This is a genomic window from Noviherbaspirillum sp. (genome assembly GCF_036563305.1).
In the GTDB taxonomy this organism is placed as follows: domain Bacteria; phylum Pseudomonadota; class Gammaproteobacteria; order Burkholderiales; family Burkholderiaceae_D; genus Noviherbaspirillum.
In genome coordinates this window covers 1-25,068 of sequence record NZ_DATCMQ010000010.1, presented here as the reverse complement: position 1 = coordinate 25,068, position 25,068 = coordinate 1, and the positions used below count along the sequence as shown (strand labels likewise).

The window sequence follows — 25,068 nt, the reverse complement described above, 5'->3', positions numbered from 1 at the left end:
CTTCAAAAGAGAAAGGGGTGGCACGCGCCACCCCCTCCATATTCTTGTATTGCTGCTACTGATTACTTCAAGCCGGCGACGTAGTCTGCCACAGCCTGGATTTCCTCGTCCGACATGCGCTTGGCGATCGTGGTCATCTGCGCGCTGTTCTTACGGGCACCTGCGCGGAAACTGGTCAGCTGGACAACCGTGTAATCCTGATGCTGGCCGGCGAGACGCGCAAATTGGGCCGGCATGCCGCCGCCGCTGGCGCCATGGCAGGCGGCGCAGGCCGGAACGTTCTTCTCGGCGATGCCGCCGCGGTAGATCTTCTTGCCGAGTTCGACGATGTCCTTGTTCTTGGCGGCGCCCGGCTTGGCTGCCTGCCGGTCGAGGTAGACGGCGACGTTCTTGATGTCCTCGTCAGTCATCGCCTTGGCGATCGGGCTCATGATCGGGTTGTTGCGCTGCGGGGTCTTGAAGTCATGCAGCTGCTTGGCGATGTACTCCGCATGCTGGGCGGAGAGCTTCGGGTTCTGGGCGATGGTGGAATTGCCCGCCGCGCCGTGGCAGCCGACGCAAGCCATGATGTTGCGCGAGGCGTCCCCGCTCGTGTACAGCGCCTCTCCCTTGGCGGGATCGGCCGCCGGCGCTTTTTTCTCTTCTGCCGCGGTCGCCACGGAGGAGACCGCCAGCAGTGCGACAAACAAGGATTTCACAAACGGGGAAAACACACGGTTCATTCAAACACCCTGGGACTTGATATTAAAATTCTGGCCTTGGCGGCGGCCGGCGCATGCTCCCCGCGCTCCGCGCATTTCGCATTCTTCTCTGCGCCCGACTGCCGGTCGCGCCGCGCGCGCGGCACGAATATACATAACCTCTTATTGTACAATAGGTTCTTGTCGTTTTCCCCTCCTCCGCAGCAATTTCTCTCCCGTCCGCCCCCTATGTCCCTACTTTGGCAAGCCCGTTTCTTCACTACCGTGAACCACCTCCGCGATTTGCCAAAGCTGCAAGTGCCCGAGATCGCTTTCGCCGGCCGCTCGAACGCCGGCAAGTCCACCGCCATCAATATCCTCTGCAACCAGAAACGACTGGCGTTCGCTTCCAAGACGCCCGGACGCACCCAGCACATCAACTATTTCTCGCTCGGCGGCGCCCACGTCGCGCAGCACCGCAAGGACCCGACCAGGGTCGACGAAATCCGGGCGCTCCTGGTCGACCTCCCTGGCTATGGCTATGCGGAAGTGCCGGGCGAAGCCAAGTCCCACTGGAACCAGCTGCTCGGCACCTACATCCAGTCGCGGGAGCAGCTTGCGGGTCTGGTGATGATCATGGATGCGCGGCGTTCCTTTACCGACCTGGACGTGCAGATGCTGGAATGGTTTGCGCCAACCGGTAAACCGGTGCACTGCCTGTTGACCAAAGCCGACAAACTCAACCGCAATGAGTCGACGAATGCGCTGCGCCAGGCCCACACCGTCCTGTCAAGCTACGTCGACGGCCAGGGAGAACGGTTTCCGTTCACCGTCCAGCTGTTTTCCGCGTTGAAAAGAATCGGCATCGACGAAGCGGACAGAAAGATCCTCGACCTGCTTGGACTGGCTGCGGACGAGGTCGCGAGCGCGCAATGACGCGAAACCTACGGACAAAAAAAAACCCTGGAGAAAGGGGAAAATCTCCAGGGTAGTAACGCCTTATCGCTAATGCCACGATAGGCCCCGCTCAGGGAGGAGAAGCGGGAGGTGATAAATCACCTGCCGGTAAGATAAAACTGCCCCCGAAAAGTTTCACTGTTTCGTACAAAACTTGTTCATTCCCTTTTGACGCAGACACCATCATGCCCACCTCCCTCACAGCCCAGCAGTTTCCCGCAGTCCGCATGCGGCGCATGCGCAAGGACGCTTTTTCGCGCGCCATGATGCGCGAGCATGTGCTTACCAGCGCCGACCTGATCTACCCGATCTTCATTCTCGACGGTAAGAACCAGCGGCAGCAGGTAGCGTCGATGCCCGGCGTGGAGCGGCTGTCGGTCGACCAGCTGCTGCCAGTGGCGGAGGATTGCGTTGCGCTCGGCATTCCGGTGCTGGCGCTGTTCCCCGTGATCGACCCTGCACTGAAGACGCCGGACGGCATCGAAGCGATCAACGCCGAGGGGCTGGTGCCGCGCGCGGTGCGCGAACTGAAAAAGCACTTTCCCGAGCTCGGCATCCTGACCGACGTGGCACTCGATCCCTACACGAGCCACGGCCAGGACGGCGTGCTCAACGAGGCGGGCTATGTGCTCAACGATGAAACCACTGCCATTCTCGTCAGGCAGGCGCTGGTGCAGTCCGCTGCCGGAGTCGACATCGTTGCCCCGTCCGACATGATGGACGGCCGCATCGGCGCGATTCGGAACGCACTGGAGGAACAGGGACACATTCATACCCGCATCATGGCTTATTCGGCCAAGTACGCGTCGGCATTCTACGGCCCCTTCCGCGATGCGGTCGGCTCCGCCGCCAACCTCGGCAAGGGCAGCAAGGCCACCTACCAGATGGATCCGGCCAACAGCAACGAGGCACTGCGCGAGGTTGCGCACGACCTGGCGGAAGGCGCGGACATGGTGATGGTCAAGCCGGGCATGCCCTACCTGGACATCGTGCGGCGCGTGAAAGATGAATTCCGGGTGCCTACCTTTGCCTACCAGGTCAGCGGCGAGTACGCGATGATCAAGGCCGCCGCGCAGAACGGCTGGCTCGACCACGACAAGGCCATGATGGAGGCGATGCTGGCGTTCAAGCGGGCCGGCGCCGACGGTGTCCTGACCTACTTCGCCCGCGACGTCGCCCGTCTCCTGAAGCAGGCCTGACCGGCGCCTTCTGGCGGCGCCGGAAGTCGGGAAGGACGGGTTCGCGGACCCGTCCTTTTGCTTTGGCGGGCGAAAATTCGATCAAAGCATCTAAAAGCGCAAGCGCCATCCGACCTGGCTTCGGCTACCATTGCCGGAACATCCCAGGTTCGCCCGCGCATCCCGCGCGGCGCGCGCCGGCCCTGCATGCATGGAGACTGCAATGCAAGAAAAAGTGATCACGCTGGTTACGCCGGTTTTCTTCGTGTTGATCTTTGTCGAACTCGTGATCGGGATCCGGCGCGGCCGCAACACCTACAGGATCAACGACAGCATCAACAGTCTCAGCCTCGGCATCCTCAGCCAGGTCAGCGGCGTCTTCATGCAGTTGCTGCGCATCGGCATCTACGCATGGCTGGTGGAGCACGTCGCACTTTTCCGGCTGCCTGCCGACAGCGCCTGGGTATGGATCTCCGGCCTGCTGCTCTACGACTTCTGCTACTACTGGCTGCACCGGATGGGCCATGAGGTCAACATCCTCTGGGCGGCCCACGTGGTCCATCATCAGAGCGAGCAATACAACCTCTCGACTGCGCTGCGCCAGACCAGCAGCGGCGCCCTGCTCGGCTGGATCTTCTACCTGCCGATGGCCCTGCTCGGCTATCCGGTCGAAGTCTTCGTCGTGGTTGGGCTGATCGACCTGCTGTACCAGTTCTGGGTGCATACCGAGTGGGTCGGCAGGCTGGGCTGGTTCGACCGGGTCTTCGTCTCGCCTTCCAATCACCGCGTCCACCATGCGGTGAACGACATCTACCTCGACAAGAACTATGGCGGCATCCTGATCATCTGGGACCGGCTGTTCGGCACCTACATCGAGGAACGCGACAACGAACGCATCGTATATGGCACCCGCAGCCCGCTGCGCAGCTGGAATCCGCTGTGGGCGAACCTGGAGGTGTACCGGGCGATCTTGACGGATGCCTGGCGCGCGGGCCGGCTGATTGACAAGCTGCGGATCTGGGTGGCCCCGCCCGGGTGGAAGCCGGCGGATGTCGCCGCACGTTTCCCGGGCCAGCCCTTCGACATCGGCCGGCCGCTGTACGACCCGCCGCTCGGCCTGCCTGCGCAGGGCTACTGCCTGGTACAGTTCGCGGTCGTGCTGCTGGTGACCACGCACTTCCTCGCTGCGTACAATGCCATGCCGCCGGCGCAGCTGGCGGCATACGCCGGCTGGCTCGGCCTGACGCTGTTCCTGGTCGGCGGCATGATGGAAGGCCGGCGCGCCTACGTGGCGGGCGAGGCACTGCGCCTGGCAGGCACCGCGGGCCTGGTGCTGGCAAGCGGCGCCTGGTTCGGGCCTGCGCCCCTGCCCGCGGCGGTGCAGGCGGCGATTGCCGTGTTTGCGGGCGCCTCACTGCTGGCGCTCCGGATCGTCTTCAAACCCCTTTCGGCAGTGCATGGACATCTTTCACATCAATAGCACGCAGGTCACCCAACTCCTCGATCCGGCCGCCATTCCGGCCGAGCACGGATTTCTCTGGCTCGACGTCACCCAGGAGGAAGTCGGCGCCGATCTTGGCGCCTGGCGCGATGCGGTCGCACGCATCACCGGCGTCCAGATCTACGATCCGCACCTGACGGACGCGATCAATCCGGCCCATCCATCGTACTTCGACTCCACGCAGGACTATGCGATGGTGGTGTTCCGCAAGCTCGCGCTGGATCCCGCGAACGGAAACACCGAGCCCGCGGAATCGCGCGACGACAGGCGCAAGGTCCCGCCCGCCCTGTCGAAGCTCGTGACCAAGCCGGTCACGTTCATGCTGATGGAGAATGCACTGGTGACCGTCCACGCACCCAACAGCCGCACCATCGACATCACCCGGCAGCGCCTGCTGGAGTACCGCCGTCGCGAGGGGAACGGCCATGCGGGCAGGCCGCCGTCCAGCCCGACCGAACTGATGCTGCGCATGCTCAATGCAATGGTTGACCAGTACCTGGACCTGCGCCAGCCCCTGACCAGCCAGATCGACCGCTGGCAGCGGGCGCTGCTCGATCCGCGCTCGCCGTTCAGCGATTGGGTCGCATTGCTGGACGCGCGCATCGAACTGCGCAAGCTTGACCACCTGTGCGAAGGCCAGCGGGACGCCATGCAGGAGCTGCGCGACTACATCGTCGATACGCAGGATGAGAACAACCGCGGCACCGACCTGATGCTGGTGCGTGTGAACGACGTGATGGAACACATCACCCGGGTGCTGAACCATGCGCAGCGGCTCGAGGGGACGATCGAATCGGCGGTGCAGATCCATTTTTCGGCGATGGCGCACCGGACCAGCGAGATCATGCGCACGCTGACGGTGATCACCGCGCTGTTCATGCCGCTGACCCTGATCACCGGGATCTTCGGCATGAACTTCGCCCAGATGCCGTTGTTGCAGGACCGGTCGGGATTCTGGATCACGATGGGAATCATGGGCGTGGTGGTCGTGGTATTGCTGTTCCTGTTCCGGCGCAAGCGCTACCTGGAAGATCGCGGGCGCGGGCGCTGAGCCCTGCGCATGCCGCTCGGCCCCGTCTCCCGGCGGGCTGCCCAAGAAAAACGCCCGCGAGGGCGGGCGCTGGCCAACGGATCGCCCGGTCGGGCGCCTACTTGTTCGGCTGCGGGGTGATGCGCAGGTAGGGGCGCGGGGCGGTGTAGCCCTTCGGATATTTTTGCCGGATCACTTCCTCGTCCTGCACGCTGAGCGGGATGATCACGTCGTCGCCGTCGCGCCAGTTACCCGGTGTGGCGACGGTATGGCCGTCGGTCAGCTGCAATGCGTCGATGACCCGCAGCACTTCATCGAAGTTGCGCCCGGTGCTCATCGGGTAGGTGATGATGAGGCGGACCTTCTTCTTCGGGTCGATGACGAATAGCGAGCGCACTGTCATGGTCTCCGACTGGTTCGGATGGATCATGTCGTACAGCTGTGCGACGGTCCTGTCCGCGTCGGCGACGATGGGGAAGCCGACCACGGTCTTCTGCGTCTCTTCGATGTCCTTGATCCAGCCGAGATGCTTGTCTGCCGGGTCGACCGACAGGGCGATGGCCTTGACGTTGCGCTTGTCGAACTCGGGCTTGAGCTTGGCGGTCAGTCCCAGCTCGGTCGTGCACACCGGCGTGAAATCGGCGGGATGGGAGAACAGGACCACCCACGAATCACCTGCCCATTCATGGAACCGCAGGCGTCCGATCGAGGAATCCTGTTCGAAGTCTGGTGCAGTGTCTCCCAGGCGTAGGGTCATGTCCGTCTCCCGATAAAGTTTTCGAACATCCAATATAGCGCTCGCCGACGGCAGCGCCAAAGACAGAGTTGTCAGTTGGTTATACCGCCTGCGTTATAAAACCTAGAACTGCCTGACCAGTTCGAGCACCTGCGAGAATTTCTCGGCGTCCTGGTAGCCAATCACCCTGCCGCCGGGAATCTCACGACCCTGACGGTCGTAGAAGATGATGCCCGGCGGACCGAACAGGCGGAAGCGCTTGAGCAGCGCCTTGTCGTCTTCATTGTTGTCCGTGACGTCCGCCTGAAGCAGTACCATATCGCTGAAGTGGGCACTAACCCTTGGGTCGGAAAACGTGAACTTCTCCATTTCCTTGCAGGAGACGCACCAGTCGGCGTAAAAATCGAGCATGACCGGCTTGCCGGCGGCCTTCAGGATTGCTGCATCCAGTTCCGCAACCGACGCAACGCGCTGGAACGCGGTTGCATGGGCGCCGCCTTCGCGCAAGTGGGCGAGCGGCGCAAGCGGGTCCTGGCCGCCGGTGCCGGCGCCGGCAAGCTGCATCGCGCCGACGGCGGCGAACAGCAGGCCGGCGATCCGCGCGGGCAGCCCTGCCGGTCGGACGGCGAGCAGGCGGATGCCATAACCGGCCCCCAGCATGCCCCAGCCCAGCATCACCGCCCAGGGCGGCACGACCGGGCTGACGATCCACAGGGCCAGCGCAAGCATCAGCACGCCAAAGAAGACCTTCACCGATTCCATCCAGGCGCCGGCCCTGGGCAGCAAGGTGCCGGCGGAGACGCCGACCAGGATCAGCGGCACGCTCATGCCGACGGCCATTGCGAACAGTGCACTTCCCCCGACCAGAACGTCGCGGGTCTGGCTGATGTAGAGCAGCGCGCCGGCCAGCGGTGCGGCGACGCAGGGTCCGACGATCAGGGCTGATATCGCGCCCATGCCAAATACGCCGGCCAGCTTGCCGGCCGAGCGCTTGCCGGATGCCTGGGCCAGGCGCGACTGGATCGCCGCCGGCACCTGCAACTCGTACACGCCGAACATGGACAGGGACAGCAGCGCCATCAGGAGGGCGAAGGCCGCCAGCAGCGGAGGGCTTTGCAGGGCCGCCGCCAGTCCTTCGCCGACCAGGCCGGCGGCAACGCCGAGCGCGGTGTAGACCAGCGCCATGCCCATGGAGTAGGACACGGACAGCAGCAGGCCGCGCATGCGGCCGGCCTGCGGGCCGTCGCCGATGATGATCGACGACAGGATAGGCACCATGGGCAATACGCAGGGTGTGAATGAAAGGCCGATGCCGAGCAGGAGGAACAGCGGCAGGATCGCCAGCAGACGCCCGCTTTGCAGCGAGGCCTCGATGCGGCCCATCTCGGCGTCCGCCGCAAAACCTCCGGCGCCCATTGCCGCCTGGCCGTCCCCTGCGGGCGACAGGCTGACGCGGGATCGCTGCGGCGGATAGCACAAGCCCTCGTCCGCGCAACCCTGGCTGGTGGCGACCAGGGTAAAGGGGCCGTCCGCCTTCACCGGGACGACGACGGCGAGCGTGCCGCGATGGGTTTCGACATCCTTCTGGAAGGTGTCATCGTATTTCACCTTGCCGGCCGGGATCGCCGGCTCTCCCAATGTCGCGCCCTCCGCCGAGAAGGCAAAGCGCTCGCGGTACATGTAGTACCCGTCGGCGATACGCCAGGTGAGTTCGGCGTGTCCGGGATCGACCATGCGCGCGGAAAAGCGGAACGCCTTCTCCGGCGGAAGAAAGTCGTCCGCCGTGGCGAGGGACGCAGCCAGGAGTGCGAACAGCGACAGGCAAAGGGCAAAGGCCAGCCTGCCGCCCGGGAAGTACAGCTTATACATCCAGGTCCTTTTTGGTTTCATCCGCTATCCAGTGAAGATAGGCGGGCAAGCCGGCGGCGACCGGCACGGCGATTACTTCCGGCACCGCATAGGGGTGCACCTGCGCGAGGGCGGCTTCCAGTTCCGCGTAGCGCGCGGCGTCGGTCTTGATGAAGATGGTTACTTCGTCCGCGTCCTCGATCGCACCCTGCCAGCGGTAGACGGATCGTACCGCAGGCAGGATGTTCACGCATGCGGCCACGCGCTGTTCCACCAGTGCGCGCGCCACCCTTTCGGCTTCCTGCTTGTCGGGCAGGTTGGAGATCACCAGCAGTGCCTGTTCCATCGCTTGTCCTTCCTTCATTTGAGGAGTCGCCGCCGGGTCAGGACGCTGGCGACATAGAAGCCGGCGGCGCAGTAGGCCACCAGCACGGCGACGTTCGCCACAGGAGCGTCAGGCCAGCCGCCAAGCAGCAGCGGCCGGATCAGATCCACTGCCGCGGTCAACGGCAGCTTTGCACTGATAGCCTGCAGCCACGGCGGCAATTGCGCGGTGGGATAGTAGACGCCCGCGACGAAGATCATCGGCGTCACGGCCAGCGTGAAATAGTAGGTGAAGAAATCATAGCCGCGCGCGAGTGCGTTCACGATCAGGCCGAGCGAAGCGAACGTGGCGCCGATCAGGAACAACAGCGGCAGGACCAGCAGGGTGTGCGGATGCCAGCCGATACCCAGCACGAGGATCACCAGCAGGATGGCGATCCCCGAGAACATCGACTTGGTCGCCGCCCACAGCATCTCCGCCAGGACCACGTCGTCCAGCGACAGCGGTGCATTCAGCAGCGCATCCCAGGTCTTCTGGACGTGCATCCGGGAGAACGCCGAGTACAGGGTTTCGAAGGACGCCGCCATCATCACCGACATGCAGATCGATCCCGAGGCGAGGAATTGAATGTAGGGAATGCCGTTCACGGTCTGCAGCAGGCTGCCGAGGCCGTATCCGAACGCGACGAGCGTGATCAGCGGCTCGGCGATGTTGCCTAGGACGCTGGCGGCGGCCAGCTTCCTCCAGACCAGGAAGTTCCGCTTCCATATCGGCAGGAAGCGCAATGAAAATTCCGGCATCGCATAGACGGCGGCGCGCATCTCGACTCCCCTTTCCGGTCCCGTTCAGTCGCGCATCTCGCGTCCGGTCAGCTTCAGGAACAGGTCTTCCAGATTGGCCGGCCGATGCAGGTAGCGCACGCCAGCGGCCTGGTGCAGGCTGGCCAGCAGCGGACGCGCGTCATTGGTGTAGCAAAACACGGTTTCCCCGCTCATCTCCAGCCTGGCGGAGCGGCCCCGTCCTTCCTTGGCAGCCCAGGCGTCGGCATTCTCTCCGTACACTTCGACCACCTCCGCCTCGATATGTTGCCCGATGAGGTCGCGTGGTGCGCCCTCGGCAATCATCCGCCCGTGGTCGATGACCGCCAGGCGGTCGCACAGCCGCTCGGCCTCGTCCATGAAATGGGTCGTCAGCAGGATTGTCTTCCCCTGTGCGGTCAGGCGCTTGAGACGTTCCCAGATCAGGTGGCGCGCCTGCGGGTCCAGGCCCGTCGTCGGTTCATCCATGAAGATCAGGTCGGGATCGTTGACGAGCGCACGCGCCAGCGTCAGCCGCCGCTTCATGCCGCCCGACAGTTCGCCGATGTGGGCATCCTTCTTCCCGGCGAGACTGGCGAACTCCAGCAGGTCGGGGATGCGCCGCGCAATCCACTCGTCGCGCAAGCCGAAATAGCGCCCGAACACCATCAGGTTCTCGGCCACGGTGAAGTCGGGATCGAGGTTGTCCGCCTGCGGCACTACGCCCACCTTCAGGCGCGCGGCGCGCGCCTGCTGCGGCACGCGCATCCCGGCGAGCGCGATTTCACCCTGGTCCGGCGCGGTAAGCCCGAGACAAAGCCGCAGTGTCGTCGTCTTGCCGGCGCCGTTCGGCCCCAGCAGGCCGTAGCATTCGCCACGCTGCAAGGAGAACGACAGGCCGTCCACCACCGTCGTTCTGGAGGCGCCGTCGCCATACCACTTGCGCAGGTCTTTCACGAACAGGATGGCGGGGTCGCTCATGCGGGATGGGGTGTCTGCAAAGGCAGTATCTTGCCACAACGTGACGCACGGCTCAGAAAGCAAAAAAGCCAGGCAATGCCTGGCTTTCTGGTGCCGCTCGCCGGATTACTCGGCGCTCGGAACTTCCGACGCGTCGCTGATTTCCGGACGGTCGACGAGTTCGACGAAGGCCATCGGCGCATTGTCGCCCTGGCGGAAGCCCATCTTCAGGATACGCAGGTAACCGCCGTTGCGGTTGGCATAGCGCGGACCGAGTTCGGAGAACAGCTTGCCGACGATTTCGCGGTCGCGCAGGCGGGAGAAAGCGAGGCGCTTGTTCGACAGGTTGTCGGTCTTGCCCAGGGTGAGGATAGGCTCGACGACGCGGCGCAGTTCCTTGGCCTTCGGCAGGGTGGTCTTGATCGCTTCGTGGCGCAGCAGGGAAACGGTCATGTTGCGCAGCATGGCGAGGCGGTGCGACGAGGTGCGGTTCAGTTTGCGGAGGCCGTGACGGTGACGCATGGTATTTCCTTTCAGTTTTGAGTTTTCAGTCCAGCTCTTCTATCGGCGGGCATTCGCCTGCCGCGGGCCGGTGACATACGGTAACGATGGTGCAACAAGAGCGGTCGTGCTCAGCACGACGGGAGCGGCATTATAACCGCTCCCGCCGGTATTACTTCTCCAGGCCGGCCGGCGGCCAGTTTTCGAGCTTCATGCCCAGGGTGAGGCCTCGGGAGGCCAGCACTTCCTTGATCTCGTTCAGGGACTTGCGGCCGAGGTTCGGCGTCTTCAGCAGTTCGTTCTCGCTGCGCTGGATCAGATCGCCGATATAGTAGATGTTCTCGGCTTTCAGGCAGTTCGCGGAACGCACGGTGAGTTCGAGATCGTCGACCGGACGCAGCAGGATCGGGTCCACTGCCGGTGCGCGGGACGGCGCTTCAGCAGCAGCCTCGGTGCCTTCCAGAGCGGCGAACACATTGAGCTGGTCGACCAGCACGCGGGCCGACTGGCGGATCGCCTCTTCCGGCGAAATCACGCCGTTGGTCTCGATGTTCATCACCAGCTTGTCGAGGTCGGTACGCTGCTCGACGCGCGCGGATTCCACTGCATAGGAAACGCGGCGAACCGGCGAGAACGATGCATCAAGGATGATGCGGCCGATGGTCTTGTTTGCGTCTTCCGACAGCCGGCGCACATTGCCCGGCACATAGCCGCGGCCCTTTTCCACCTTGATCTGCATGTCCAGCTTGCCACCGGCGGTCAGGTGAGCGATCACGTGATCCGGGTTGATCAGCTCGACGTCGTGCGGCAGGTCGATGTCGGACGCAAGGACGGCGCCTTCGCCTTCCTTCTTCAGGGAAAGCGTCACCTCGTCGCGGTTGTGGAGCTTGAACACCACGCCCTTGAGGTTCAGCAGCATGTCGACCACGTCTTCCTGCACGCCGTCCAGCGACGAGTACTCGTGCACGACGCCTGCAATCGTCACTTCGGTCGGCGCATAGCCAACCATCGACGACAGCAGGACGCGGCGCAGGGCGTTGCCCAGCGTGTGGCCATAGCCACGCTCGAACGGTTCCATCACGACTTTGGCGTGGCCGGCGCCGAGTGCCTCGACTTCGATAATACGGGGTTTCAACAGGCTGTTTTGCATGAAATGTCCTTTTCAATACCCTCGGCTCGTTACACCGATAAGGCTGATGGCATTACAAAGAAACCCGCCACGTCGACGACGAGGCGGGCGGGGAATGGCGGATTAACGCGAATACAATTCGACGATCAGCGACTCGTTGACGTCGTTGGCGATCTCGGAGCGATCCGGCATGGCCTTGAACGTGCCTTCCATCTTCTTGCTGTCCACGGCAACCCAGCTCGGGAAGCCGCCCTGCTCTGCCAGCGACAGCGCTTCAATGATGCGGGCCTGCTTCTTGGCCTTCTCACGCACGGCGACGACGTCGCCCGCCTTGACCTGGTAGGAAGCGATGTTGACGACCACGCCGTTCACGGTGAACGCCTTGTGGCTGACCATCTGGCGCGCTTCTGCGCGGGTCGAGCCGAAGCCCATCCGGTAGGCGACGTTGTCGAGGCGGGACTCGAGCAGCTTCAGCAGGTTCTCACCGGTGTTGCCCTTGATGCGGTCCGCTTCCGCGAAGTAGCGGCGGAACTGGCGCTCGAGGATGCCGTACATGCGCTTGACCTTCTGCTTTTCACGCAGCTGGTTGCCGTAGTCCGAGGTGCGGGCGCCCGAAGTGCGGCCATGCTGGCCCGGCTTGGAGTCGAGCTTGCACTTGGAGTCCAGCGAGCGACGGGTGCTCTTCAGGAACAGGTCGGTGCCTTCACGGCGGGAGAGTTTTGCTTTGGGTCCGATATAACGTGCCACGTTGATTTCCTTTTATAAATGACGCCCCGATCAGGTCCGCTTGCGATACTTGACCTGCCAGGCGCTAGTCCGATCGACCTACGGTCGGACGGTGGTCTTAAGAACAAAACCCGCCAAGTTGCTGGCGGGCTGTTTTACTGCAAAAACAGCAAGCGGCGCTTAGATGCGGCGGCGCTTCGGCGGACGGCAGCCGTTGTGCGGAACCGGGGTCACGTCCTGGATCAGTGTGATCTTGATACCAAGGTTGTTGAGCGCGCGCACGGCGGACTCGCGTCCCGGACCCGGGCCCTTGATACGCACTTCCAGGTTCTTCACGCCATACTCGACCGCAACCTTGCCTGCCGCTTCAGCAGCGACCTGGGCGGCGAACGGCGTCGATTTGCGCGAACCCTTGAAGCCTGCACCACCGGACGTCGCCCAGGACAGTGCATTGCCCTGACGGTCGGTGATGGTGATGATGGTGTTGTTGAACGAAGCGTGGATGTGCGCGACGCCTTCCGCAACGTTCTTCTTAACTTTCTTCCGCGCGCGTGCTGCTGCGGCGTTATTCGGGGCTTTTGCCATGATGTTTTCCTTGAATCCGACTGCGAATCAAACGGTGCGGGATTATTTCTTCAGCGACTGCGCTGCCTTGCGCGGTCCCTTGCGGGTACGCGCATTGGTGCGGGTACGCTGGCCGCGAACCGGCAGGCCCTTGCGATGACGCAGGCCGCGGTACGAACCGAGGTCCATCAGGCGCTTGATGTTCATCGACACTTCACGACGCAGGTCACCCTCGACCACGAACTTGCCGACCGCGTCGCGCAGACGTTCCAGCTCGTTATCGTCGAGATCCTTGACCTTCTTGTTGGTCGGCACACCCGTGTCCGTGCAAATCTGCTGGGCGCGCGGGCGTCCGATGCCGAAAATCGCGGTCAGACCGATAACGGTGTGTTGGTGGTTGGGGATGTTGACCCCTGCAATACGTGCCATTCGTTATTCCTCGATCAATAACGTTAATTAACCTTGGCGCTGCTTATGACGCGGCTCCGTGCAGATAACACGGACTACGCCCTTGCGCTTGATGATCTTACAGTTGCGGCAGATCCGCTTCACTGATGCGAGCACTTTCATTTTTGCCCTCTTTCTTCCAGTTCTAGTTACTCTTACTTGGTACGGAACACGATGCGTGCCCGGCTCAAATCATAGGGTGTCAATTCCACCGTCACCTTGTCCCCAGGGAGGATGCGGATGTAGTTCATCCGCATCTTGCCGGAGATGTGTCCGAGAACCACATGCCCGTTTTCCAGCTTGACTCGAAATGTCGCATTCGGAAGATTCTCCAGAATCTCACCCTGCATCTGAATTACGTCGTCTTTTGCCATTCGTTCTGCTCGTTCTTCTAGGCGCCGACCGCCTCAGCGCATCGGCACACCGCCCTTGAAATTCGCCTTACGAAGCAGCGACTCATACTGCTGCGACATCACGTAGTTCTGCACCTGGGCCATGAAGTCCATCGTTACGACAACGATGATCAGCAGCGAAGTTCCGCCAAAGTAAAACGGCACCTGCCAGCGGGCAATCAGGAACTCCGGCAACAGGCACACCAGCGTGATGTAGAGTGCACCGACCAGGGTCAGGCGCATCAGGATCTTGTCGATGTACCGCGCCGTCTGTTCGCCCGGACGGATGCCCGGAACGAACGCGCCGCTCTTTTTCAGGTTGTCCGCTGTTTCCTTGCTGTTGAACACCAGCGCGGTGTAGAAGAAGCAGAAGAAAACAATGGCAATTGCATACAGCAGAGCATGAATCGGCTCACCGGGGGCCAGTGATGCTGCGAGGTCCTTCAGGAACCGCACGAATCCATTTGTCGCGTCGCCGGAGGTGAACCAGCTCGTGATCGTCGCCGGGAACAGGATGATCGACGATGCAAAGATCGGCGGGATCACGCCTGCCATGTTCAGCTTCAAGGGCAGGTGGCTGCTCTGGCCGCCATAGACCTTGTTGCCGACCTGACGCTTCGCATAGTTCACCAGGATCTTGCGCTGACCGCGCTCGATGAACACCACGAGGTAGGTCACCGCTGCCACGATCACGCAGATCAGGATCGCCGACAATGCATTCATCGAACCCGTCCGGACCAGCTCGAACAAGCCGCCGAGCGCGCTGGGCAAGCCAGCTGCGATACCAGCGAAAATGATGATCGAGATGCCGTTACCCAGTCCACGCTCGGTAATCTGCTCGCCGAGCCACATCAGGAACATCGTGCCCGTCACCAGCGTCACCACTGTCGTGAAGCGGAAAGCCGTACCCGGATCAATCACCAGCCCCGGCTGCGATTCCAGCGCCACTGCGATACCCAGGCCCTGGAACAGCGCCAGAACGAGCGTGCCGTAGCGGGTGTACTGGGTGATCTTGCGGCGACCTGCTTCGCCTTCCTTCTTCAGCGCTTCCAGCTGCGGCGATACGACCGTCATCAGCTGCATGATGATCGACGCCGAGATGTAAGGCATGATCCCCAGCGCGAAAATCGTAAAGCGGGACAGCGCGCCGCCCGAGAACATGTTGAACATGCCCAGGATGCCGCCCTGGTTCTGCCGGAACAGCTCTGCGAGCTGGTCGGGGTCGATGCCCGGCACCGGAATGTGCGCACCGATGCGATAGACAACCAGTGCTGCCAACAGGAACCACAAGCGGCCCCACGGGAAACCGCTTGCTGCACTCTTAGCGAGTTGCGGAGATGTCGCCAATTAACGCTCCGAACGAACCGGCTGCTTAAGCAACCGAACCACCTGCGGCTTCGATGGCAGCCTTGGCACCCTTGGTCGCAACCAGGCCCTTGACCGTCACCTTCTTGCTGATGTCGCCTGCCTTGATGATGCGGACGCTGCGCGCCAGCTCATGTACCAGGCCAGCCTGCTTCAGTGCGAGCATGTCGATCTCTGCGACCGGCAGCGTCTCCAGGTCACCCAGACGCACTTCCGCCTTGTACGGGGTCGCCATCGACTTGAAGCCACGCTTCGGCAGGCGGCGCTGCAGCGGCATCTGACCGCCTTCGAAACCGACCTTGTGGAAGCCACCGGAACGCGACTTCTGACCCTTGTGGCCACGGCCTGCAGTCTTGCCCAGGCCGGAACCGATACCTCGGCCGACGCGACGCTTGGCGTGCTTGGCGCCTTCTGCCGGATGGATATTGTTCAATTCCATGATTTACTCCGTTTCGCAAGCCGCGGCTTACGAGACAACCTTAACGAGATACGCAACCTTGTTGATCATGCCGCGGACTGCCGGCGTGTCCTGGAGCTCGGAAACCGAGTTGACACGACGCAGGCCGAGACCACGAACGGTGGCGCGATGGTCCTGGCGAGTGCCGATCAGGCCCTTCACCAGCTTCACTTTGATTGTGTTTGCCATTCGGATCACCTCAACCAAGAATTTCTTCGACCGACTTGCCGCGCTTGGCAGCAATCTCGGACGGCGTATTCATCTTCGACAGGCCGTCGATCGTTGCACGGACCATGTTGTACGGGTTGGTCGAACCATAGGACTTCGCCACCACGTTCGTCACGCCCATCACTTCGAAAATCGCGCGCATCGGGCCGCCGGCGATCACACCGGTACCATCCTTGGCCGGCGAGATCATCACCTTCGACGCGCCGTGCTGGCCGGTGACGGTGTGCTGCAGCGTGCCGTTCTTGAGCGACACCTTGATCATCTTGCGGCGTGCTTCTTCCATCGCCTTCTGCACGGCCACCGGCACTTCTTTCGACTTGCCCTTGCCCATGCCGATGCGGCCGTCGCCGTCACCAACCACGGTCAGTGCTGCGAAACCCATGATACGGCCACCCTTGACCACCTTGGTCACACGGTTGACCGCGATCATCTTCTCGCGCATGCCGTCGTCGCGCTCTTCGCTTTGTTGCGGCTTACCTTGCATTTTTGCCATGACAATTCTTCCTTAGAACTTCAGACCGGCTTCGCGTGCAGCGTCGGCGACTGCCTTGACGCGACCGTGATAGCGGAAGCCGGAACGGTCGAATGCGACTTCGGAGATACCGGCCTTCAGTGCCTTCTCTGCGACGCGCTTGCCAACCAGCGCAGCAGCGGCAGCGTTGCCACCCTTGCCGGTCTTGCCAGCCAGCTCCTGGCGCACTTCGGCTTCCAGCGTGGAGGCAGAAGCGAGAATCTTCGCGTCCGGGCTGATGATGTTTGCGTAGATGTGCAGGTTCGTGCGATGCACCGCCAGGCGGTTCACCTTCAGTTCCGCGATCTTCGCACGGGTTTGCGTAGCACGACGCAGACGGGATTGTTTCTTGTCCATCGTCAGCCCCTTTATTTCTTCTTGGTTTCTTTGATGACCACCACTTCGTCCGCATAACGGACGCCCTTGCCCTTGTAGGGTTCGGGTTCGCGGTAGGCACGGATTTCCGCAGCGGTCTGGCCGACCTTCTGCTTGTCTGCACCGGAGATCACGATCTCGGTCTGGCTGGGCGTTGCGCACTTGACGCCGGCAGGCATCTTGTGAACGACGGGATGCGAGTAGCCGAGCGAAAGGTTAAGGCTTTCGCCCTGAGCCTGGGCACGGAAACCGACGCCAACCAGAGACAGCTTCTTTTCGAAACCCTTGCTGACACCGACGACCATGTTGTTGACCAGCGCGCGCAGCGTACCGGACATCGCGTTAGCTTCACGGGACTCGTCCGCAGGCGTGAACAGCAGCGTGTTGTTTTCGTTGACGACTTTGACCAGGCCGTTCAGCGGCATGGACAGGGTGCCCAACGGACCCTTGACAGAAATCCTGTCAGCGGCAATCGTCACTTCCAGACCAGCCGGAAGTGCGATTGGCATCTTACCTACACGAGACATCTTGCACTCCTTAGGCCACGTAGCAAATCACTTCGCCACCGACACCGGTTGCGCGCGCTTTGCGGTCCGTCATCACACCCTTCGGCGTGGACACGATTGCCACACCAAGGCCGTTCATCACGTTCGGGATATCGTTCTTGCCCTTGTAAATGCGCAGGCCCGGACGGGACACGCGCTCAAGGCGCTCGATAACCGGACGGCCGGCGTAGTACTTCAGACCGATCTTGAGCTCGGCCTTGCCTTCGGCTTCCGTCACTGCGTAATCTTCAATGTAGCCCTCGTCCTTGAGGACGTTGGCAATGGCCACTTTGACCTTGGACGACGGCATGATGACCGTCGTCTTTTGCACGCCCTGGGCGTTGCGAATGCGGGTCAGCATATCGGCGATAGGATCGCTCATACTCATACCGTGTTCTCCTATTACCAGCTAGCTTTAGTCACACCCGGGATCTCGCCGCGCATGGCGATTTCACGGATCTTGGTACGGGCCAAACCGAACTTGCGGAAGGTGCCGCGCGGACGTCCGGTCATTGCGCAACGGTTGCGCTGACGGGTCGGGTTCGCGTTGCGCGGCAGCGCCTGCAGCTTCAGGCGCGCTTCGTAGCGCTCTTCTTCCGATTTCGTTTGGTCGTCGATGATTGCCTTCAACTCGGCGCGCTTGCCTGCGTATTTCTTCACCAGGTCGGCGCGCTTTTGTTCACGGTTAATCAGTGCCAGTTTTGCCATGGCAGCCTCAGTTTCTGAACGGGAATTTAAATGCGGCGAGGAGTGCTTTCGCCTCATCGTCGGTCTTCGCAGTCGTGGTGATGCTGATGTTCATGCCACGCAGCGCGTCGATCTTGTCGTACTCGATCTCGGGGAAAATGATCTGCTCTTTCACACCGATGTTGTAGTTGCCGCGACCGTCGAACGCACGACCGGACACGCCACGGAAGTCACGAACGCGCGGCAGCGCGACGGTGATCAGGCGATCCAGGAACTCGTACATGCGAGCGCCACGCAGGGTCACCATGCAACCGATCGGGTAGCCTTCGCGAATCTTGAAGCCGGCGATTGCCTTGCGAGCCTTCGTCACGACTGGCTTCTGACCTGCGATCTTGGTCAGGTCGCCGACAGCGTGTTCAATGATCTTCTTGTCCGCAACGGCTTCCGACAGCCCCATATTCAGGGTGATCTTTGTCAGGCGCGGCACTTCCATCACCGACTTGTAACCAAACTTGCTGGTCAGATCGGAGACGACTTTATCTTTGTAGAATTGTTGGAGACGGGCCATGATGCTTACACCTTAACGACTTCGCCGTTGGACTTGTACACGCGGACCTTCTTGCCGTCCACGAGCTTCACGCCCACGCGATCTGCCTTGCCAGTCGCCGCATTGAACAATGCAACGTTGGACACGTGAATAGGCATCGCCTTGTCGACGATACCGCCAGTTGCACCGGTCATCGGGTTCGGACGCACTGCCTTCTTGGCGACGTTGATACCTTCGACGACGACGTGCTCGGCATCAACGCGCTGCTGCACAACACCGCGCTTGCCCTTGTCTTTACCGGTCAGGACGATGACTTCGTCGTTTTTCCGAATCTTATCCATGACGACTCCTTACAGAACTTCAGGCGCGAGCGAAACGATCTTCATGAAACGCTCGGTACGCAGCTCGCGAGTGACCGGCCCGAAGATACGGGTGCCGATCGGCTCAAGCTTGTTATTCAGCAGCACGGCGGCATTGCCGTCGAACTTGACCAGCGAGCCATCCTGGCGACGCACACCCTTCGCGGTGCGCACGACCACGGCGTTGTAGATCTCGCCCTTCTTGACACGACCACGCGGCGCAGCGTCCTTCACCGTTACCTTGATGATGTCGCCGATGCTGGCGTAACGGCGCTTGGAACCACCAAGCACCTTAATGCACAGGACTTCACGCGCACCCGTGTTGTCGGCTACTTCGAGCCGGCTTTCAGTCTGAATCATAGTATTTTCTTTCCCAACTTAATCCGCACATCCGCCCAATGCGGGCCCGCGGTCAGTCTTGGTCCTGTCAGCCGACTTAGAGCTAAGCCACGCCGATTAGGTGGACGGTTACAAAAACTACTGGAGCGCAGATTTGCCTCTACGCGAATTTTTCGAACTGCAGGGTACTGCAAACAGGATTCTCGCAAAACGACTTTGCGAGAACCAAGCCCGGCATTATGTCACCAAAACGCCGGGCTCGCAACTACTGATTTAGACGATCTGCGCGACCTGCACCACGCGGGTGACAGTCCATGCCTTCGTCTTGGAGATCGGGCGACCTTCCTGGATCTCGACGGTATCGCCTTCTTTCGCCTGGTTTGCCTCGTCGTGCGCATGGTACTTGTTCGAGCGGACGACGATCTTGCCGTACAGCGGATGCTTGACGCGACGCTCGACGAGGACGGTTACCGTCTTGTCCATCTTGTCGGAGACGACCTTGCCAACCAGGGTGCGCTTGAGCGCCTGTTTTGCTTGATCGGTCATTATTTGGCGTCCTTCTGGTTCATGACGGTCTTCACGCGCGCGATGTCGCGGCGTACCTTCTTGAGTTGCGCGGTGTTGTTCAGCTGCTGCGTCGCGATTTGCATGCGCAGACCGAATTGCGCCTTCAGCAACTCGTTGAGCTCCTTTTGCAGAGCGTCCTGATCCTTGCCGCGGAGTTCAGATGCTTTCATGTTTCACTCCTGTTATTGGCCGACTTGGCGGAGCACGAAGGTGGTCGCCAGCGGCAGCTTGGCAGCGGCCAGGCGGAACGCCTCGCGGGCCAGCGTCTCGTCGACGCCATCCATCTCGTACAGCACCTTACCCGGCTGGATTTCAGCCACGTAGTATTCCGGATTGCCCTTGCCGTTACCCATACGAACTTCGGCAGGCTTGTTCGAAATCGGCTTGTCCGGGAAGATACGGATCCAGATTCGGCCGCCACGCTTGATGTGACGGGTCATTGCACGACGAGCCGCTTCGATCTGGCGTGCCGTGATACGGCCGCGACCGACCGCTTTCAGGCCGTACTCGCCGAACGAGACGGCGGTGCCGCGCTCGTGCGAAATGCCCTTGTTGCGGCCCTTCTGTTCCTTGCGATATTTTCTGCGTGCTGGTTGCAGCATGGTTATTCTCCTGCTTTCTCAGCCGGTGCAGCGCTCTTCGTCGGGGCGGAGGCACGAACGCGCTTGGCAGCCGGAGTGGACGTTCCTTCGGCACCCCTCGGACGAGGACGGCCACCAGGCTTGCCATCGTCACGACGCGGACCACGACGCTTCTTGTCGTCTTCTGCCGGAGTCTCGATGGTCGGTGCTTCGCCGCTTGCGAGGCGATCGCCCTTGTAAACCCAGACCTTGATGCCGATGATGCCGTAGGTCGTTTCCGCTTCGCCGAAACCGTAGTCGATGTCAGCGCGCAGGGTGTGCAGAGGCACGCGGCCTTCGCGATACCATTCCTTGCGAGCGATTTCGATGCCGTTCAGACGGCCGGACGACATGATCTTGATGCCCTGGGCGCCAAGACGCATCGCGTTCTGCATCGCACGCTTCATCGCGCGGCGGAACATGATCCGCTTTTCGAGCTGCTGGGCGATCGAATCGGCAATCAGCTGCGCATCGACTTCCGGCTTGCGGATTTCTTCGATGTTCACGTGTACCGGCACGCCCATCAGCTTGGTCAGCTCGGACTTCAGGATCTCGATGTCCTCGCCCTTCTTGCCGATCACAACACCCGGACGGGAGCTGAAAATCGTGATGCGGGCGTTCTTCGCCGGACGCTCGATGAGGATGCGGCCAACCGAAGCGTTCTTCAGTTTCTTCTTCAGGTAAGTGCGAACGTTGAGGTCCTCGTTCAGCATGGAGGCAAAGTTGCCATTGCCTGCATACCAGCGCGAACCCCAGTTACGCGTCACCGAAAGACGGAAACCGGTCGGATGAATTTTCTGTCCCATCGTGACTCCTTAGTTACCGACAGTCACGTAGATGTGACAGGTTTGCTTCGAGAAGCGATCGCCACGGCCCTTTGCACGCGCGATGAAGCGCTTCAGGACAGTGCCCTTTTCGACATAGATCGTCTTGACTTTCAGTTCGTCGATATCCGCACCATCGTTGTGCTCGGCGTTCGCAATTGCGGACTCCAAAACTTGCTTGATGATGACCGCGCCCTTTTTCGGGCTGAAGGCCAGGATATTCAACGCCTGATCAACTTGTTTACCGCGGATCAGGTCGGCGACCAGTCGGCCTTTTTGGGCCGACAGGCGCGCGCCACGCAGGGAAGCTTTAGTTTCCATATCGGACCTTATTTCTTAGCCTTCTTGTCAGCGGCGTGACCCTTGAACGTCCGGGTCAGCGCGAATTCGCCGAGCTTGTGACCAACCATGTTTTCGGACACATAGACCGGCACGTGCTGCTTGCCGTTATGCACTGCGATCGTCAATCCGATGAAGTCCGGCAGGATCGTGGAACGGCGCGACCAGGTCTTGATCGGCTTTTTGTCCTTAGTCGCTTGCGCAGCTTCGACCTTCTTGATCAGGTGGGCGTCACAGAACGGCCCTTTTTTCAATGAACGTGTCATGTGTTACCCCTTATTTCTTACCACGGCGCGAGACGATCATCGAAGTCGTGCGCTTGTTGCTACGCGTCTTCTTGCCCTTGGTCTGCTGGCCCCACGGCGAAACCGGGTGACGACCTGCAGCAGTACGGCCTTCGCCGCCGCCGTGCGGGTGGTCGATCGGGTTCATCACGACGCCGCGAACCGTCGGACGGACACCACGCCAGCGCATTGCACCAGCCTTGCCGATCTTACGGAGGTTGTGTTCACCATTGCCGACCTCGCCGATCGTGGCGCGGCACTCGATGTGCACGCGGCGCACTTCGCCGGAACGCAGACGGACCTGAGCGTACGTACCCTCGCGAGCCATCAGCACGACAGCGGCGCCGGCAGTACGTGCGATCTGCGCGCCCTTGCCAGGCAACATCTCGACGCAATGCATCGTCGTGCCGACCGGGATATTGCGGATCGGCAGGCAGTTGCCTGCCTTGATCGTCGCTTCTGCGCCGTTCATCAGCTGGTCGCCGACCGCGATGCCCTTGGGAGCAATGATGTACTGACGCTCACCGTCGGCATAGCACAGCAGGGCGATATGGGCGGTGCGGTTCGGGTCGTACTCGATGCGCTCGACCTTGGCCGGGATGCCGTCCTTGTTGCGACGGAAGTCGACAACGCGGTAGTGCTGCTTGTGACCGCCGCCAATATGACGGGTGGTAATATGGCCGTTGTTGTTACGGCCTGCGGTCTTGGACTTCTTCTCGACGAGCGAGGCGAGCGGACGGCCCTTGTACAGGTCGGGACTGACGACCTTGACCATGCCGCGGCGGCCTGCCGACGTCGGTTTCATTTTCACGAGTGCCATTATTTAGCCTCCTCGGTGAAGTTGATTTCCTGGCCCGGCTTCAGGCACACATATGCCTGACGGGTGTGGTTACGGCGGCCCACGAAACGGCCGGCACGCTTTTGCTTGCCCTGGCGGTTCACGACCTGCACGGAATCCACTTCCACCTTGAACAGCAACTCCACTGCCGCCTTGATTTCCGGCTTCGTTGCGTCAGGGGCGACACGGAAAACAACCTGCTCGTTTTTTTCGGCGACGAAGGTGGCCTTCTCCGAGATAACCGGAGCGAGCAGCACTTTCATCAGACGTTCTTCGCTGTGCTTCACAGTCGCGCTCATGCCAGCATCTCCTCAATCTTTGCCAATGCCGGCTTGGTGATCAGGACCTTCTTGTAGAACACCAGGGATACGGGATCGGCATGACGCGGCTCGACGATCAGCACGTTCGGCAGATTGCGCGAAGCGAGCAACAGGTTTTCGTCGAGGTTGTCGGTAATTACCAGCACGGACTCGAGTCCCATGCCTTTCAGCTTTTGCGCCAGCAGCTTGGTCTTGGGCGCGTCGACCGAGATGTTCTCGACCACCGACAGACGGCCTTCGCGTGCCAACTGGGAGAGGATCGAGCAGATGCCTGCGCGATACATCTTCTTGTTGACCTTGTGCGAGAAGTTTTCGTCCGGGCTGTTCGGGAAGATGCGACCGCCTCCGCGCCACAGCGGGGAGGAGGACATACCTGCACGAGCACGGCCGGTACCTTTCTGGCGCCACGGCTTCTTGGTCGTGTGGCTGACTTCTTCACGGTCTTTCTGCTTGCGGTTGCCGCTGCGGGCATTTGCCTGGTAGGCAACCACGACCTGGTGGATCAGCGCTTCGTTGTAGTCACGGCCGAAGATGGTGTCCGGCGCGGTGACGTTCGAAGCTGCTTGGCCCTGGTCATTCAGGAGCTGGAGGTCCATCGATTACGCTCCCTTCTTTGCTTTGACTTTGACTGCGGGACGAACGATCACCTGACCGTTCTTCGCACCGGGCACCGCACCCTTCACCATGATCAGCTGGCGATCGGCGTCGACGCGCGCGATTTCCAGATTCTGCACGGTGGTGGTGACGTCACCCATGTGACCCGTCATGCGCTTACCCGGGAATACGCGGCCCGGATCCTGCGCCATACCGATGGAACCCGGCACGTTGTGCGAACGGGAGTTACCGTGGGTCGCGCGACCGGAACCGAAGTTGTAGCGCTTGATCGTACCGGCGTAGCCCTTACCGATGGACACGCCCTGCACGTCCACCTTCTGGCCTGCCTCGAAGATGCTGACGGCAATGACTTCGCCAGCCTTGAGCTCGGCTGCCTTCGCTGCATCGATACGGAATTCTTTGAGGACGGTACCAGCTTCCACGCCCGCTTTTGCGAGGTGGCCGGCTGCCGCTTTGTTGACGCGGGAAGCACGGCGCTGACCGTAGGTGACCTGAACAGAAGTGTAGCCGTCTGTTTCGTCAGTTTTGATTTGCGTCACGCGGTTGTTCGACACGTCGAGCACGGTTACGGGGATCGAATCGCCGTCATCCGTGAAGATGCGCATCATGCCAACCTTGCGACCAACAAGGCCGAGGGTCATTGTTTTCTCCATTCCCGCCTGCGATTGGGCGGGGCTGATGTTTGTACAACTAAAACGTATTGGCACGGAGAATCCGTGCCAATACCGAAGCCGAGCATTATAACCCGCGTTTTTTCACACCACAACCACTACTAACAGAAATTGTGGTATGTGCGGGTTCACAACGACGGGATTATTGCAGTTTGATTTCGACGTCCACGCCGGCCGGCAGGTCCAGCTTCATCAGCGCGTCAACCGTCTTGTCGGTCGGGTCGACGATGTCCATCAGGCGCTGGTGGGTGCGGATTTCGAACTGGTCGCGCGAAGTCTTGTTGACGTGCGGCGAACGCAGGATGTCGAAACGCTGGATGCGGGTCGGCAGGGGAACTGGTCCCTTGACGACTGCGCCGGTGCGCTTCGCGGTCTCGACGATCTCCAGTGCGGACTGGTCGATCAGGCGGTAGTCGAATGCCTTGAGGCGGATGCGGATTTTCTGGTTTTGCATGGCAAGTCCTTAAAAAGAGCGAGCCGCGGGCGGGGGCGCCCGCGGCGATATTCAACAAAGAGCGGAGATAAATCCTGCAGCCAATTACTCGATGATCTTGGCGACAACGCCGGCGCCGACAGTACGGCCACCTTCACGGATAGCGAAGCGCAGACCTTCTTCCATCGCGATCGGGTTGATCAGCTTCACCGTGATCGACACGTTATCGCCAGGCATCACCATTTCCTTGTCGGCCGGCAGCTCGATCGCGCCGGTCACGTCCGTCGTACGGAAGTAGAACTGCGGACGGTAGTTGTTGAAGAACGGGGTGTGACGACCGCCTTCATCCTTCGACAGCACGTAGATCTCGCCG

Annotated in this window: 39 protein-coding genes and 1 pseudogene; 4 read left to right on the top strand and 36 right to left on the bottom strand. The window is 61.2% G+C overall.

What is annotated here, in order from left to right:
- Nucleotides 1-62: 62 nt before the first annotated feature.
- On the bottom strand, nt 63-722 hold the full coding sequence (locus tag VIM12_RS07440; protein WP_331940978.1) for a c-type cytochrome: 660 nt from the start codon (nt 720-722) through the stop codon (nt 63-65).
- A gap of 207 nt (nt 723-929) precedes the next feature.
- On the opposite strand from VIM12_RS07440, the gene yihA reads away from it, so the two are divergent.
- The 4 genes from yihA to VIM12_RS07420 all read left to right on the top strand — a co-directional run bounded on the left by yihA (nt 930) and on the right by VIM12_RS07420 (nt 5,367).
- Entirely contained in the window at nt 930-1,616 is a 687-nt protein-coding gene (gene yihA / locus VIM12_RS07435; protein ID WP_331940977.1) for a ribosome biogenesis GTP-binding protein YihA/YsxC, read from the top strand.
- A gap of 206 nt (nt 1,617-1,822) precedes the next feature.
- Entirely contained in the window at nt 1,823-2,836 is a 1,014-nt protein-coding gene (gene hemB / locus VIM12_RS07430; RefSeq protein ID WP_331940976.1) for a porphobilinogen synthase, read from the top strand.
- Between the two features lie 202 nt (nt 2,837-3,038).
- The gene (locus tag VIM12_RS07425; RefSeq protein WP_414691763.1) at nt 3,039-4,295 is read left to right on the top strand and encodes a sterol desaturase family protein; all 1,257 of its coding nucleotides are present in this window, start codon (nt 3,039-3,041) and stop codon (nt 4,293-4,295) included.
- Nucleotides 4,273-5,367: a magnesium transporter CorA family protein gene (locus VIM12_RS07420; protein WP_331940975.1), complete on the top strand. Its 1,095-nt coding sequence runs from the start codon at nt 4,273-4,275 to the stop codon at nt 5,365-5,367. Before VIM12_RS07425 ends, VIM12_RS07420 begins: the two co-directional genes overlap by 23 nt.
- A 97-nt stretch (nt 5,368-5,464) precedes the next feature.
- Here VIM12_RS07420 and VIM12_RS07415 read toward each other — a convergent pair whose 3' ends face one another.
- From VIM12_RS07415 to VIM12_RS07245, 35 genes and pseudogenes are all read right to left on the bottom strand, one after another.
- Nucleotides 5,465-6,103 (bottom strand): peroxiredoxin, encoded by a 639-nt coding sequence (locus tag VIM12_RS07415; protein ID WP_331940974.1) that lies wholly within the window; start codon nt 6,101-6,103, stop codon nt 5,465-5,467.
- Between the two features lie 102 nt (nt 6,104-6,205).
- Nucleotides 6,206-7,951, bottom strand: a complete 1,746-nt coding sequence (dsbD, locus tag VIM12_RS07410; RefSeq protein WP_414691765.1) for a protein-disulfide reductase DsbD — start codon at nt 7,949-7,951, stop codon at nt 6,206-6,208.
- Nucleotides 7,944-8,276, bottom strand: a complete 333-nt coding sequence (gene cutA / locus VIM12_RS07405; RefSeq protein ID WP_331940972.1) for a divalent-cation tolerance protein CutA — start codon at nt 8,274-8,276, stop codon at nt 7,944-7,946. Before cutA ends, dsbD begins: the two co-directional genes overlap by 8 nt.
- A 14-nt stretch (nt 8,277-8,290) precedes the next feature.
- Nucleotides 8,291-9,076, bottom strand: coding sequence for an ABC transporter permease (locus tag VIM12_RS07400; RefSeq protein WP_331940971.1), 786 nt, complete (start codon nt 9,074-9,076; stop codon nt 8,291-8,293).
- A 24-nt stretch (nt 9,077-9,100) separates the two neighbouring features.
- Complete coding sequence (locus VIM12_RS07395) at nt 9,101-10,033, bottom strand: ATP-binding cassette domain-containing protein (RefSeq protein ID WP_331940970.1); 933 nt, start codon at nt 10,031-10,033, stop codon at nt 9,101-9,103.
- A 105-nt stretch (nt 10,034-10,138) separates the two neighbouring features.
- Nucleotides 10,139-10,534: a 50S ribosomal protein L17 gene (rplQ, locus tag VIM12_RS07390; protein ID WP_331940969.1), complete on the bottom strand. Its 396-nt coding sequence runs from the start codon at nt 10,532-10,534 to the stop codon at nt 10,139-10,141.
- A gap of 151 nt (nt 10,535-10,685) precedes the next feature.
- Nucleotides 10,686-11,663, bottom strand: a complete 978-nt coding sequence (locus VIM12_RS07385; RefSeq protein WP_331940968.1) for a DNA-directed RNA polymerase subunit alpha — start codon at nt 11,661-11,663, stop codon at nt 10,686-10,688.
- Nucleotides 11,664-11,765: 102 nt separating this feature from the next.
- Nucleotides 11,766-12,389, bottom strand: a complete 624-nt coding sequence (gene rpsD / locus VIM12_RS07380) for a 30S ribosomal protein S4 (protein WP_331940967.1) — start codon at nt 12,387-12,389, stop codon at nt 11,766-11,768.
- A gap of 159 nt (nt 12,390-12,548) precedes the next feature.
- Entirely contained in the window at nt 12,549-12,953 is a 405-nt protein-coding gene (gene rpsK / locus VIM12_RS07375; RefSeq protein WP_331940966.1) for a 30S ribosomal protein S11, read from the bottom strand.
- A gap of 42 nt (nt 12,954-12,995) precedes the next feature.
- Nucleotides 12,996-13,361, bottom strand: coding sequence for a 30S ribosomal protein S13 (rpsM, locus tag VIM12_RS07370; protein WP_331940965.1), 366 nt, complete (start codon nt 13,359-13,361; stop codon nt 12,996-12,998).
- A 27-nt stretch (nt 13,362-13,388) separates the two neighbouring features.
- A complete protein-coding gene (rpmJ, locus tag VIM12_RS07365) occupies nt 13,389-13,502 on the bottom strand; it encodes a 50S ribosomal protein L36 (RefSeq protein ID WP_014004415.1) in 114 nt (37 codons plus the stop codon).
- A 32-nt stretch (nt 13,503-13,534) separates the two neighbouring features.
- Nucleotides 13,535-13,753, bottom strand: coding sequence for a translation initiation factor IF-1 (gene infA, locus VIM12_RS07360; protein ID WP_005663428.1), 219 nt, complete (start codon nt 13,751-13,753; stop codon nt 13,535-13,537).
- Nucleotides 13,754-13,786: 33 nt separating this feature from the next.
- Nucleotides 13,787-15,118 carry a preprotein translocase subunit SecY gene (gene secY / locus VIM12_RS07355; RefSeq protein ID WP_331940964.1) on the bottom strand — a complete coding sequence of 444 codons (1,332 nt, stop codon included), beginning with the start codon at nt 15,116-15,118 and terminating at the stop codon, nt 13,787-13,789.
- Nucleotides 15,119-15,143: 25 nt separating this feature from the next.
- Nucleotides 15,144-15,575: a 50S ribosomal protein L15 gene (gene rplO / locus VIM12_RS07350; RefSeq protein WP_331940963.1), complete on the bottom strand. Its 432-nt coding sequence runs from the start codon at nt 15,573-15,575 to the stop codon at nt 15,144-15,146.
- A 27-nt stretch (nt 15,576-15,602) separates the two neighbouring features.
- Entirely contained in the window at nt 15,603-15,782 is a 180-nt protein-coding gene (gene rpmD / locus VIM12_RS07345; RefSeq protein WP_088710696.1) for a 50S ribosomal protein L30, read from the bottom strand.
- Nucleotides 15,783-15,792: 10 nt separating this feature from the next.
- Nucleotides 15,793-16,314, bottom strand: a complete 522-nt coding sequence (gene rpsE, locus VIM12_RS07340) for a 30S ribosomal protein S5 (RefSeq protein ID WP_331940962.1) — start codon at nt 16,312-16,314, stop codon at nt 15,793-15,795.
- 12 nt (nt 16,315-16,326) lie between these two features.
- Nucleotides 16,327-16,689 carry a 50S ribosomal protein L18 gene (rplR, locus tag VIM12_RS07335; RefSeq protein ID WP_331940961.1) on the bottom strand — a complete coding sequence of 121 codons (363 nt, stop codon included), beginning with the start codon at nt 16,687-16,689 and terminating at the stop codon, nt 16,327-16,329.
- Nucleotides 16,690-16,700: 11 nt separating this feature from the next.
- Nucleotides 16,701-17,234, bottom strand: a complete 534-nt coding sequence (gene rplF / locus VIM12_RS07330) for a 50S ribosomal protein L6 (RefSeq protein WP_331940960.1) — start codon at nt 17,232-17,234, stop codon at nt 16,701-16,703.
- A 10-nt stretch (nt 17,235-17,244) separates the two neighbouring features.
- Complete coding sequence (gene rpsH / locus VIM12_RS07325) at nt 17,245-17,640, bottom strand: 30S ribosomal protein S8 (RefSeq protein WP_331940959.1); 396 nt, start codon at nt 17,638-17,640, stop codon at nt 17,245-17,247.
- A 14-nt stretch (nt 17,641-17,654) separates the two neighbouring features.
- The gene (rpsN, locus tag VIM12_RS07320; RefSeq protein WP_194724363.1) at nt 17,655-17,960 is read right to left on the bottom strand and encodes a 30S ribosomal protein S14; all 306 of its coding nucleotides are present in this window, start codon (nt 17,958-17,960) and stop codon (nt 17,655-17,657) included.
- Nucleotides 17,961-17,967: 7 nt separating this feature from the next.
- Nucleotides 17,968-18,507 carry a 50S ribosomal protein L5 gene (rplE, locus tag VIM12_RS07315; RefSeq protein ID WP_331940958.1) on the bottom strand — a complete coding sequence of 180 codons (540 nt, stop codon included), beginning with the start codon at nt 18,505-18,507 and terminating at the stop codon, nt 17,968-17,970.
- A gap of 5 nt (nt 18,508-18,512) precedes the next feature.
- Complete coding sequence (gene rplX, locus VIM12_RS07310) at nt 18,513-18,827, bottom strand: 50S ribosomal protein L24 (protein WP_331940957.1); 315 nt, start codon at nt 18,825-18,827, stop codon at nt 18,513-18,515.
- Between the two features lie 9 nt (nt 18,828-18,836).
- Entirely contained in the window at nt 18,837-19,205 is a 369-nt protein-coding gene (gene rplN, locus VIM12_RS07305; RefSeq protein ID WP_220809813.1) for a 50S ribosomal protein L14, read from the bottom strand.
- 252 nt (nt 19,206-19,457) lie between these two features.
- Complete coding sequence (gene rpsQ, locus VIM12_RS07300; protein WP_331940956.1) at nt 19,458-19,730, bottom strand: 30S ribosomal protein S17; 273 nt, start codon at nt 19,728-19,730, stop codon at nt 19,458-19,460.
- Nucleotides 19,730-19,921, bottom strand: a complete 192-nt coding sequence (gene rpmC, locus VIM12_RS07295) for a 50S ribosomal protein L29 (RefSeq protein ID WP_331940955.1) — start codon at nt 19,919-19,921, stop codon at nt 19,730-19,732. The genes rpsQ and rpmC overlap by 1 nt, the downstream gene beginning before the upstream one ends.
- A gap of 12 nt (nt 19,922-19,933) precedes the next feature.
- Complete coding sequence (gene rplP, locus VIM12_RS07290) at nt 19,934-20,353, bottom strand: 50S ribosomal protein L16 (protein ID WP_331940954.1); 420 nt, start codon at nt 20,351-20,353, stop codon at nt 19,934-19,936.
- 2 nt (nt 20,354-20,355) lie between these two features.
- Nucleotides 20,356-21,177: a 30S ribosomal protein S3 gene (gene rpsC / locus VIM12_RS07285; protein WP_331940953.1), complete on the bottom strand. Its 822-nt coding sequence runs from the start codon at nt 21,175-21,177 to the stop codon at nt 20,356-20,358.
- Between the two features lie 9 nt (nt 21,178-21,186).
- Nucleotides 21,187-21,516, bottom strand: a complete 330-nt coding sequence (gene rplV, locus VIM12_RS07280; protein WP_331940952.1) for a 50S ribosomal protein L22 — start codon at nt 21,514-21,516, stop codon at nt 21,187-21,189.
- An 8-nt stretch (nt 21,517-21,524) separates the two neighbouring features.
- Entirely contained in the window at nt 21,525-21,800 is a 276-nt protein-coding gene (gene rpsS / locus VIM12_RS07275; protein ID WP_331940951.1) for a 30S ribosomal protein S19, read from the bottom strand.
- A 10-nt stretch (nt 21,801-21,810) separates the two neighbouring features.
- On the bottom strand, nt 21,811-22,638 hold the full coding sequence (rplB, locus tag VIM12_RS07270; RefSeq protein WP_331940950.1) for a 50S ribosomal protein L2: 828 nt from the start codon (nt 22,636-22,638) through the stop codon (nt 21,811-21,813).
- Nucleotides 22,638-22,955, bottom strand: coding sequence for a 50S ribosomal protein L23 (gene rplW, locus VIM12_RS07265; protein WP_331940949.1), 318 nt, complete (start codon nt 22,953-22,955; stop codon nt 22,638-22,640). Before rplW ends, rplB begins: the two co-directional genes overlap by 1 nt.
- Nucleotides 22,952-23,572: a 50S ribosomal protein L4 gene (gene rplD, locus VIM12_RS07260; RefSeq protein ID WP_331940948.1), complete on the bottom strand. Its 621-nt coding sequence runs from the start codon at nt 23,570-23,572 to the stop codon at nt 22,952-22,954. Before rplD ends, rplW begins: the two co-directional genes overlap by 4 nt.
- A gap of 3 nt (nt 23,573-23,575) precedes the next feature.
- Complete coding sequence (gene rplC, locus VIM12_RS07255) at nt 23,576-24,232, bottom strand: 50S ribosomal protein L3 (protein ID WP_331940947.1); 657 nt, start codon at nt 24,230-24,232, stop codon at nt 23,576-23,578.
- 172 nt (nt 24,233-24,404) lie between these two features.
- Entirely contained in the window at nt 24,405-24,716 is a 312-nt protein-coding gene (rpsJ, locus tag VIM12_RS07250) for a 30S ribosomal protein S10 (RefSeq protein WP_220809802.1), read from the bottom strand.
- Between the two features lie 84 nt (nt 24,717-24,800).
- Nucleotides 24,801-25,068, bottom strand: a pseudogene (locus tag VIM12_RS07245) (elongation factor Tu); the annotation flags it as partial.

Excerpts from the sequence above, each read along its gene's own strand:
- VIM12_RS07440 (WP_331940978.1), bottom strand. The coding sequence starts at position 722 with ATGAACCGTGTGTTTTCCCCGTTTGTGAAATCCTTGTTTGTCGCACTG.
- yihA (WP_331940977.1), top strand. The coding sequence starts at position 930 with ATGTCCCTACTTTGGCAAGCCCGTTTCTTCACTACCGTGAACCACCTC.
- hemB (WP_331940976.1), top strand. The coding sequence starts at position 1,823 with ATGCCCACCTCCCTCACAGCCCAGCAGTTTCCCGCAGTCCGCATGCGG.
- VIM12_RS07425 (WP_414691763.1), top strand. The coding sequence starts at position 3,039 with ATGCAAGAAAAAGTGATCACGCTGGTTACGCCGGTTTTCTTCGTGTTG.
- VIM12_RS07420 (WP_331940975.1), top strand. The coding sequence starts at position 4,273 with ATGGACATCTTTCACATCAATAGCACGCAGGTCACCCAACTCCTCGAT.
- VIM12_RS07415 (WP_331940974.1), bottom strand. The coding sequence starts at position 6,103 with ATGACCCTACGCCTGGGAGACACTGCACCAGACTTCGAACAGGATTCC.
- dsbD (WP_414691765.1), bottom strand. The coding sequence starts at position 7,951 with ATGTATAAGCTGTACTTCCCGGGCGGCAGGCTGGCCTTTGCCCTTTGC.
- cutA (WP_331940972.1), bottom strand. The coding sequence starts at position 8,276 with ATGGAACAGGCACTGCTGGTGATCTCCAACCTGCCCGACAAGCAGGAA.
- VIM12_RS07400 (WP_331940971.1), bottom strand. The coding sequence starts at position 9,076 with ATGCGCGCCGCCGTCTATGCGATGCCGGAATTTTCATTGCGCTTCCTG.
- VIM12_RS07395 (WP_331940970.1), bottom strand. The coding sequence starts at position 10,033 with ATGAGCGACCCCGCCATCCTGTTCGTGAAAGACCTGCGCAAGTGGTAT.
- rplQ (WP_331940969.1), bottom strand. The coding sequence starts at position 10,534 with ATGCGTCACCGTCACGGCCTCCGCAAACTGAACCGCACCTCGTCGCAC.
- VIM12_RS07385 (WP_331940968.1), bottom strand. The coding sequence starts at position 11,663 with ATGCAAAACAGCCTGTTGAAACCCCGTATTATCGAAGTCGAGGCACTC.
- rpsK (WP_331940966.1), bottom strand. The coding sequence starts at position 12,953 with ATGGCAAAAGCCCCGAATAACGCCGCAGCAGCACGCGCGCGGAAGAAA.
- rpsM (WP_331940965.1), bottom strand. The coding sequence starts at position 13,361 with ATGGCACGTATTGCAGGGGTCAACATCCCCAACCACCAACACACCGTT.
- rpmJ (WP_014004415.1), bottom strand. The coding sequence starts at position 13,502 with ATGAAAGTGCTCGCATCAGTGAAGCGGATCTGCCGCAACTGTAAGATC.
- infA (WP_005663428.1), bottom strand. The coding sequence starts at position 13,753 with ATGGCAAAAGACGACGTAATTCAGATGCAGGGTGAGATTCTGGAGAAT.
- rplO (WP_331940963.1), bottom strand. The coding sequence starts at position 15,575 with ATGGAATTGAACAATATCCATCCGGCAGAAGGCGCCAAGCACGCCAAG.
- rpmD (WP_088710696.1), bottom strand. The coding sequence starts at position 15,782 with ATGGCAAACACAATCAAAGTGAAGCTGGTGAAGGGCCTGATCGGCACT.
- rpsE (WP_331940962.1), bottom strand. The coding sequence starts at position 16,314 with ATGGCAAAAATGCAAGGTAAGCCGCAACAAAGCGAAGAGCGCGACGAC.
- rplR (WP_331940961.1), bottom strand. The coding sequence starts at position 16,689 with ATGGACAAGAAACAATCCCGTCTGCGTCGTGCTACGCAAACCCGTGCG.
- rplF (WP_331940960.1), bottom strand. The coding sequence starts at position 17,234 with ATGTCTCGTGTAGGTAAGATGCCAATCGCACTTCCGGCTGGTCTGGAA.
- rpsH (WP_331940959.1), bottom strand. The coding sequence starts at position 17,640 with ATGAGTATGAGCGATCCTATCGCCGATATGCTGACCCGCATTCGCAAC.
- rpsN (WP_194724363.1), bottom strand. The coding sequence starts at position 17,960 with ATGGCAAAACTGGCACTGATTAACCGTGAACAAAAGCGCGCCGACCTG.
- rplE (WP_331940958.1), bottom strand. The coding sequence starts at position 18,507 with ATGGCCCGTCTCCAACAATTCTACAAAGATAAAGTCGTCTCCGATCTG.
- rplX (WP_331940957.1), bottom strand. The coding sequence starts at position 18,827 with ATGGATAAGATTCGGAAAAACGACGAAGTCATCGTCCTGACCGGTAAA.
- rplN (WP_220809813.1), bottom strand. The coding sequence starts at position 19,205 with ATGATTCAGACTGAAAGCCGGCTCGAAGTAGCCGACAACACGGGTGCG.
- rpsQ (WP_331940956.1), bottom strand. The coding sequence starts at position 19,730 with ATGACCGATCAAGCAAAACAGGCGCTCAAGCGCACCCTGGTTGGCAAG.
- rpmC (WP_331940955.1), bottom strand. The coding sequence starts at position 19,921 with ATGAAAGCATCTGAACTCCGCGGCAAGGATCAGGACGCTCTGCAAAAG.
- rplP (WP_331940954.1), bottom strand. The coding sequence starts at position 20,353 with ATGCTGCAACCAGCACGCAGAAAATATCGCAAGGAACAGAAGGGCCGC.
- rpsC (WP_331940953.1), bottom strand. The coding sequence starts at position 21,177 with ATGGGACAGAAAATTCATCCGACCGGTTTCCGTCTTTCGGTGACGCGT.
- rplV (WP_331940952.1), bottom strand. The coding sequence starts at position 21,516 with ATGGAAACTAAAGCTTCCCTGCGTGGCGCGCGCCTGTCGGCCCAAAAA.
- rpsS (WP_331940951.1), bottom strand. The coding sequence starts at position 21,800 with ATGACACGTTCATTGAAAAAAGGGCCGTTCTGTGACGCCCACCTGATC.
- rplB (WP_331940950.1), bottom strand. The coding sequence starts at position 22,638 with ATGGCACTCGTGAAAATGAAACCGACGTCGGCAGGCCGCCGCGGCATG.
- rplW (WP_331940949.1), bottom strand. The coding sequence starts at position 22,955 with ATGAGCGCGACTGTGAAGCACAGCGAAGAACGTCTGATGAAAGTGCTG.
- rplD (WP_331940948.1), bottom strand. The coding sequence starts at position 23,572 with ATGGACCTCCAGCTCCTGAATGACCAGGGCCAAGCAGCTTCGAACGTC.
- rplC (WP_331940947.1), bottom strand. The coding sequence starts at position 24,232 with ATGACCCTCGGCCTTGTTGGTCGCAAGGTTGGCATGATGCGCATCTTC.
- rpsJ (WP_220809802.1), bottom strand. The coding sequence starts at position 24,716 with ATGCAAAACCAGAAAATCCGCATCCGCCTCAAGGCATTCGACTACCGC.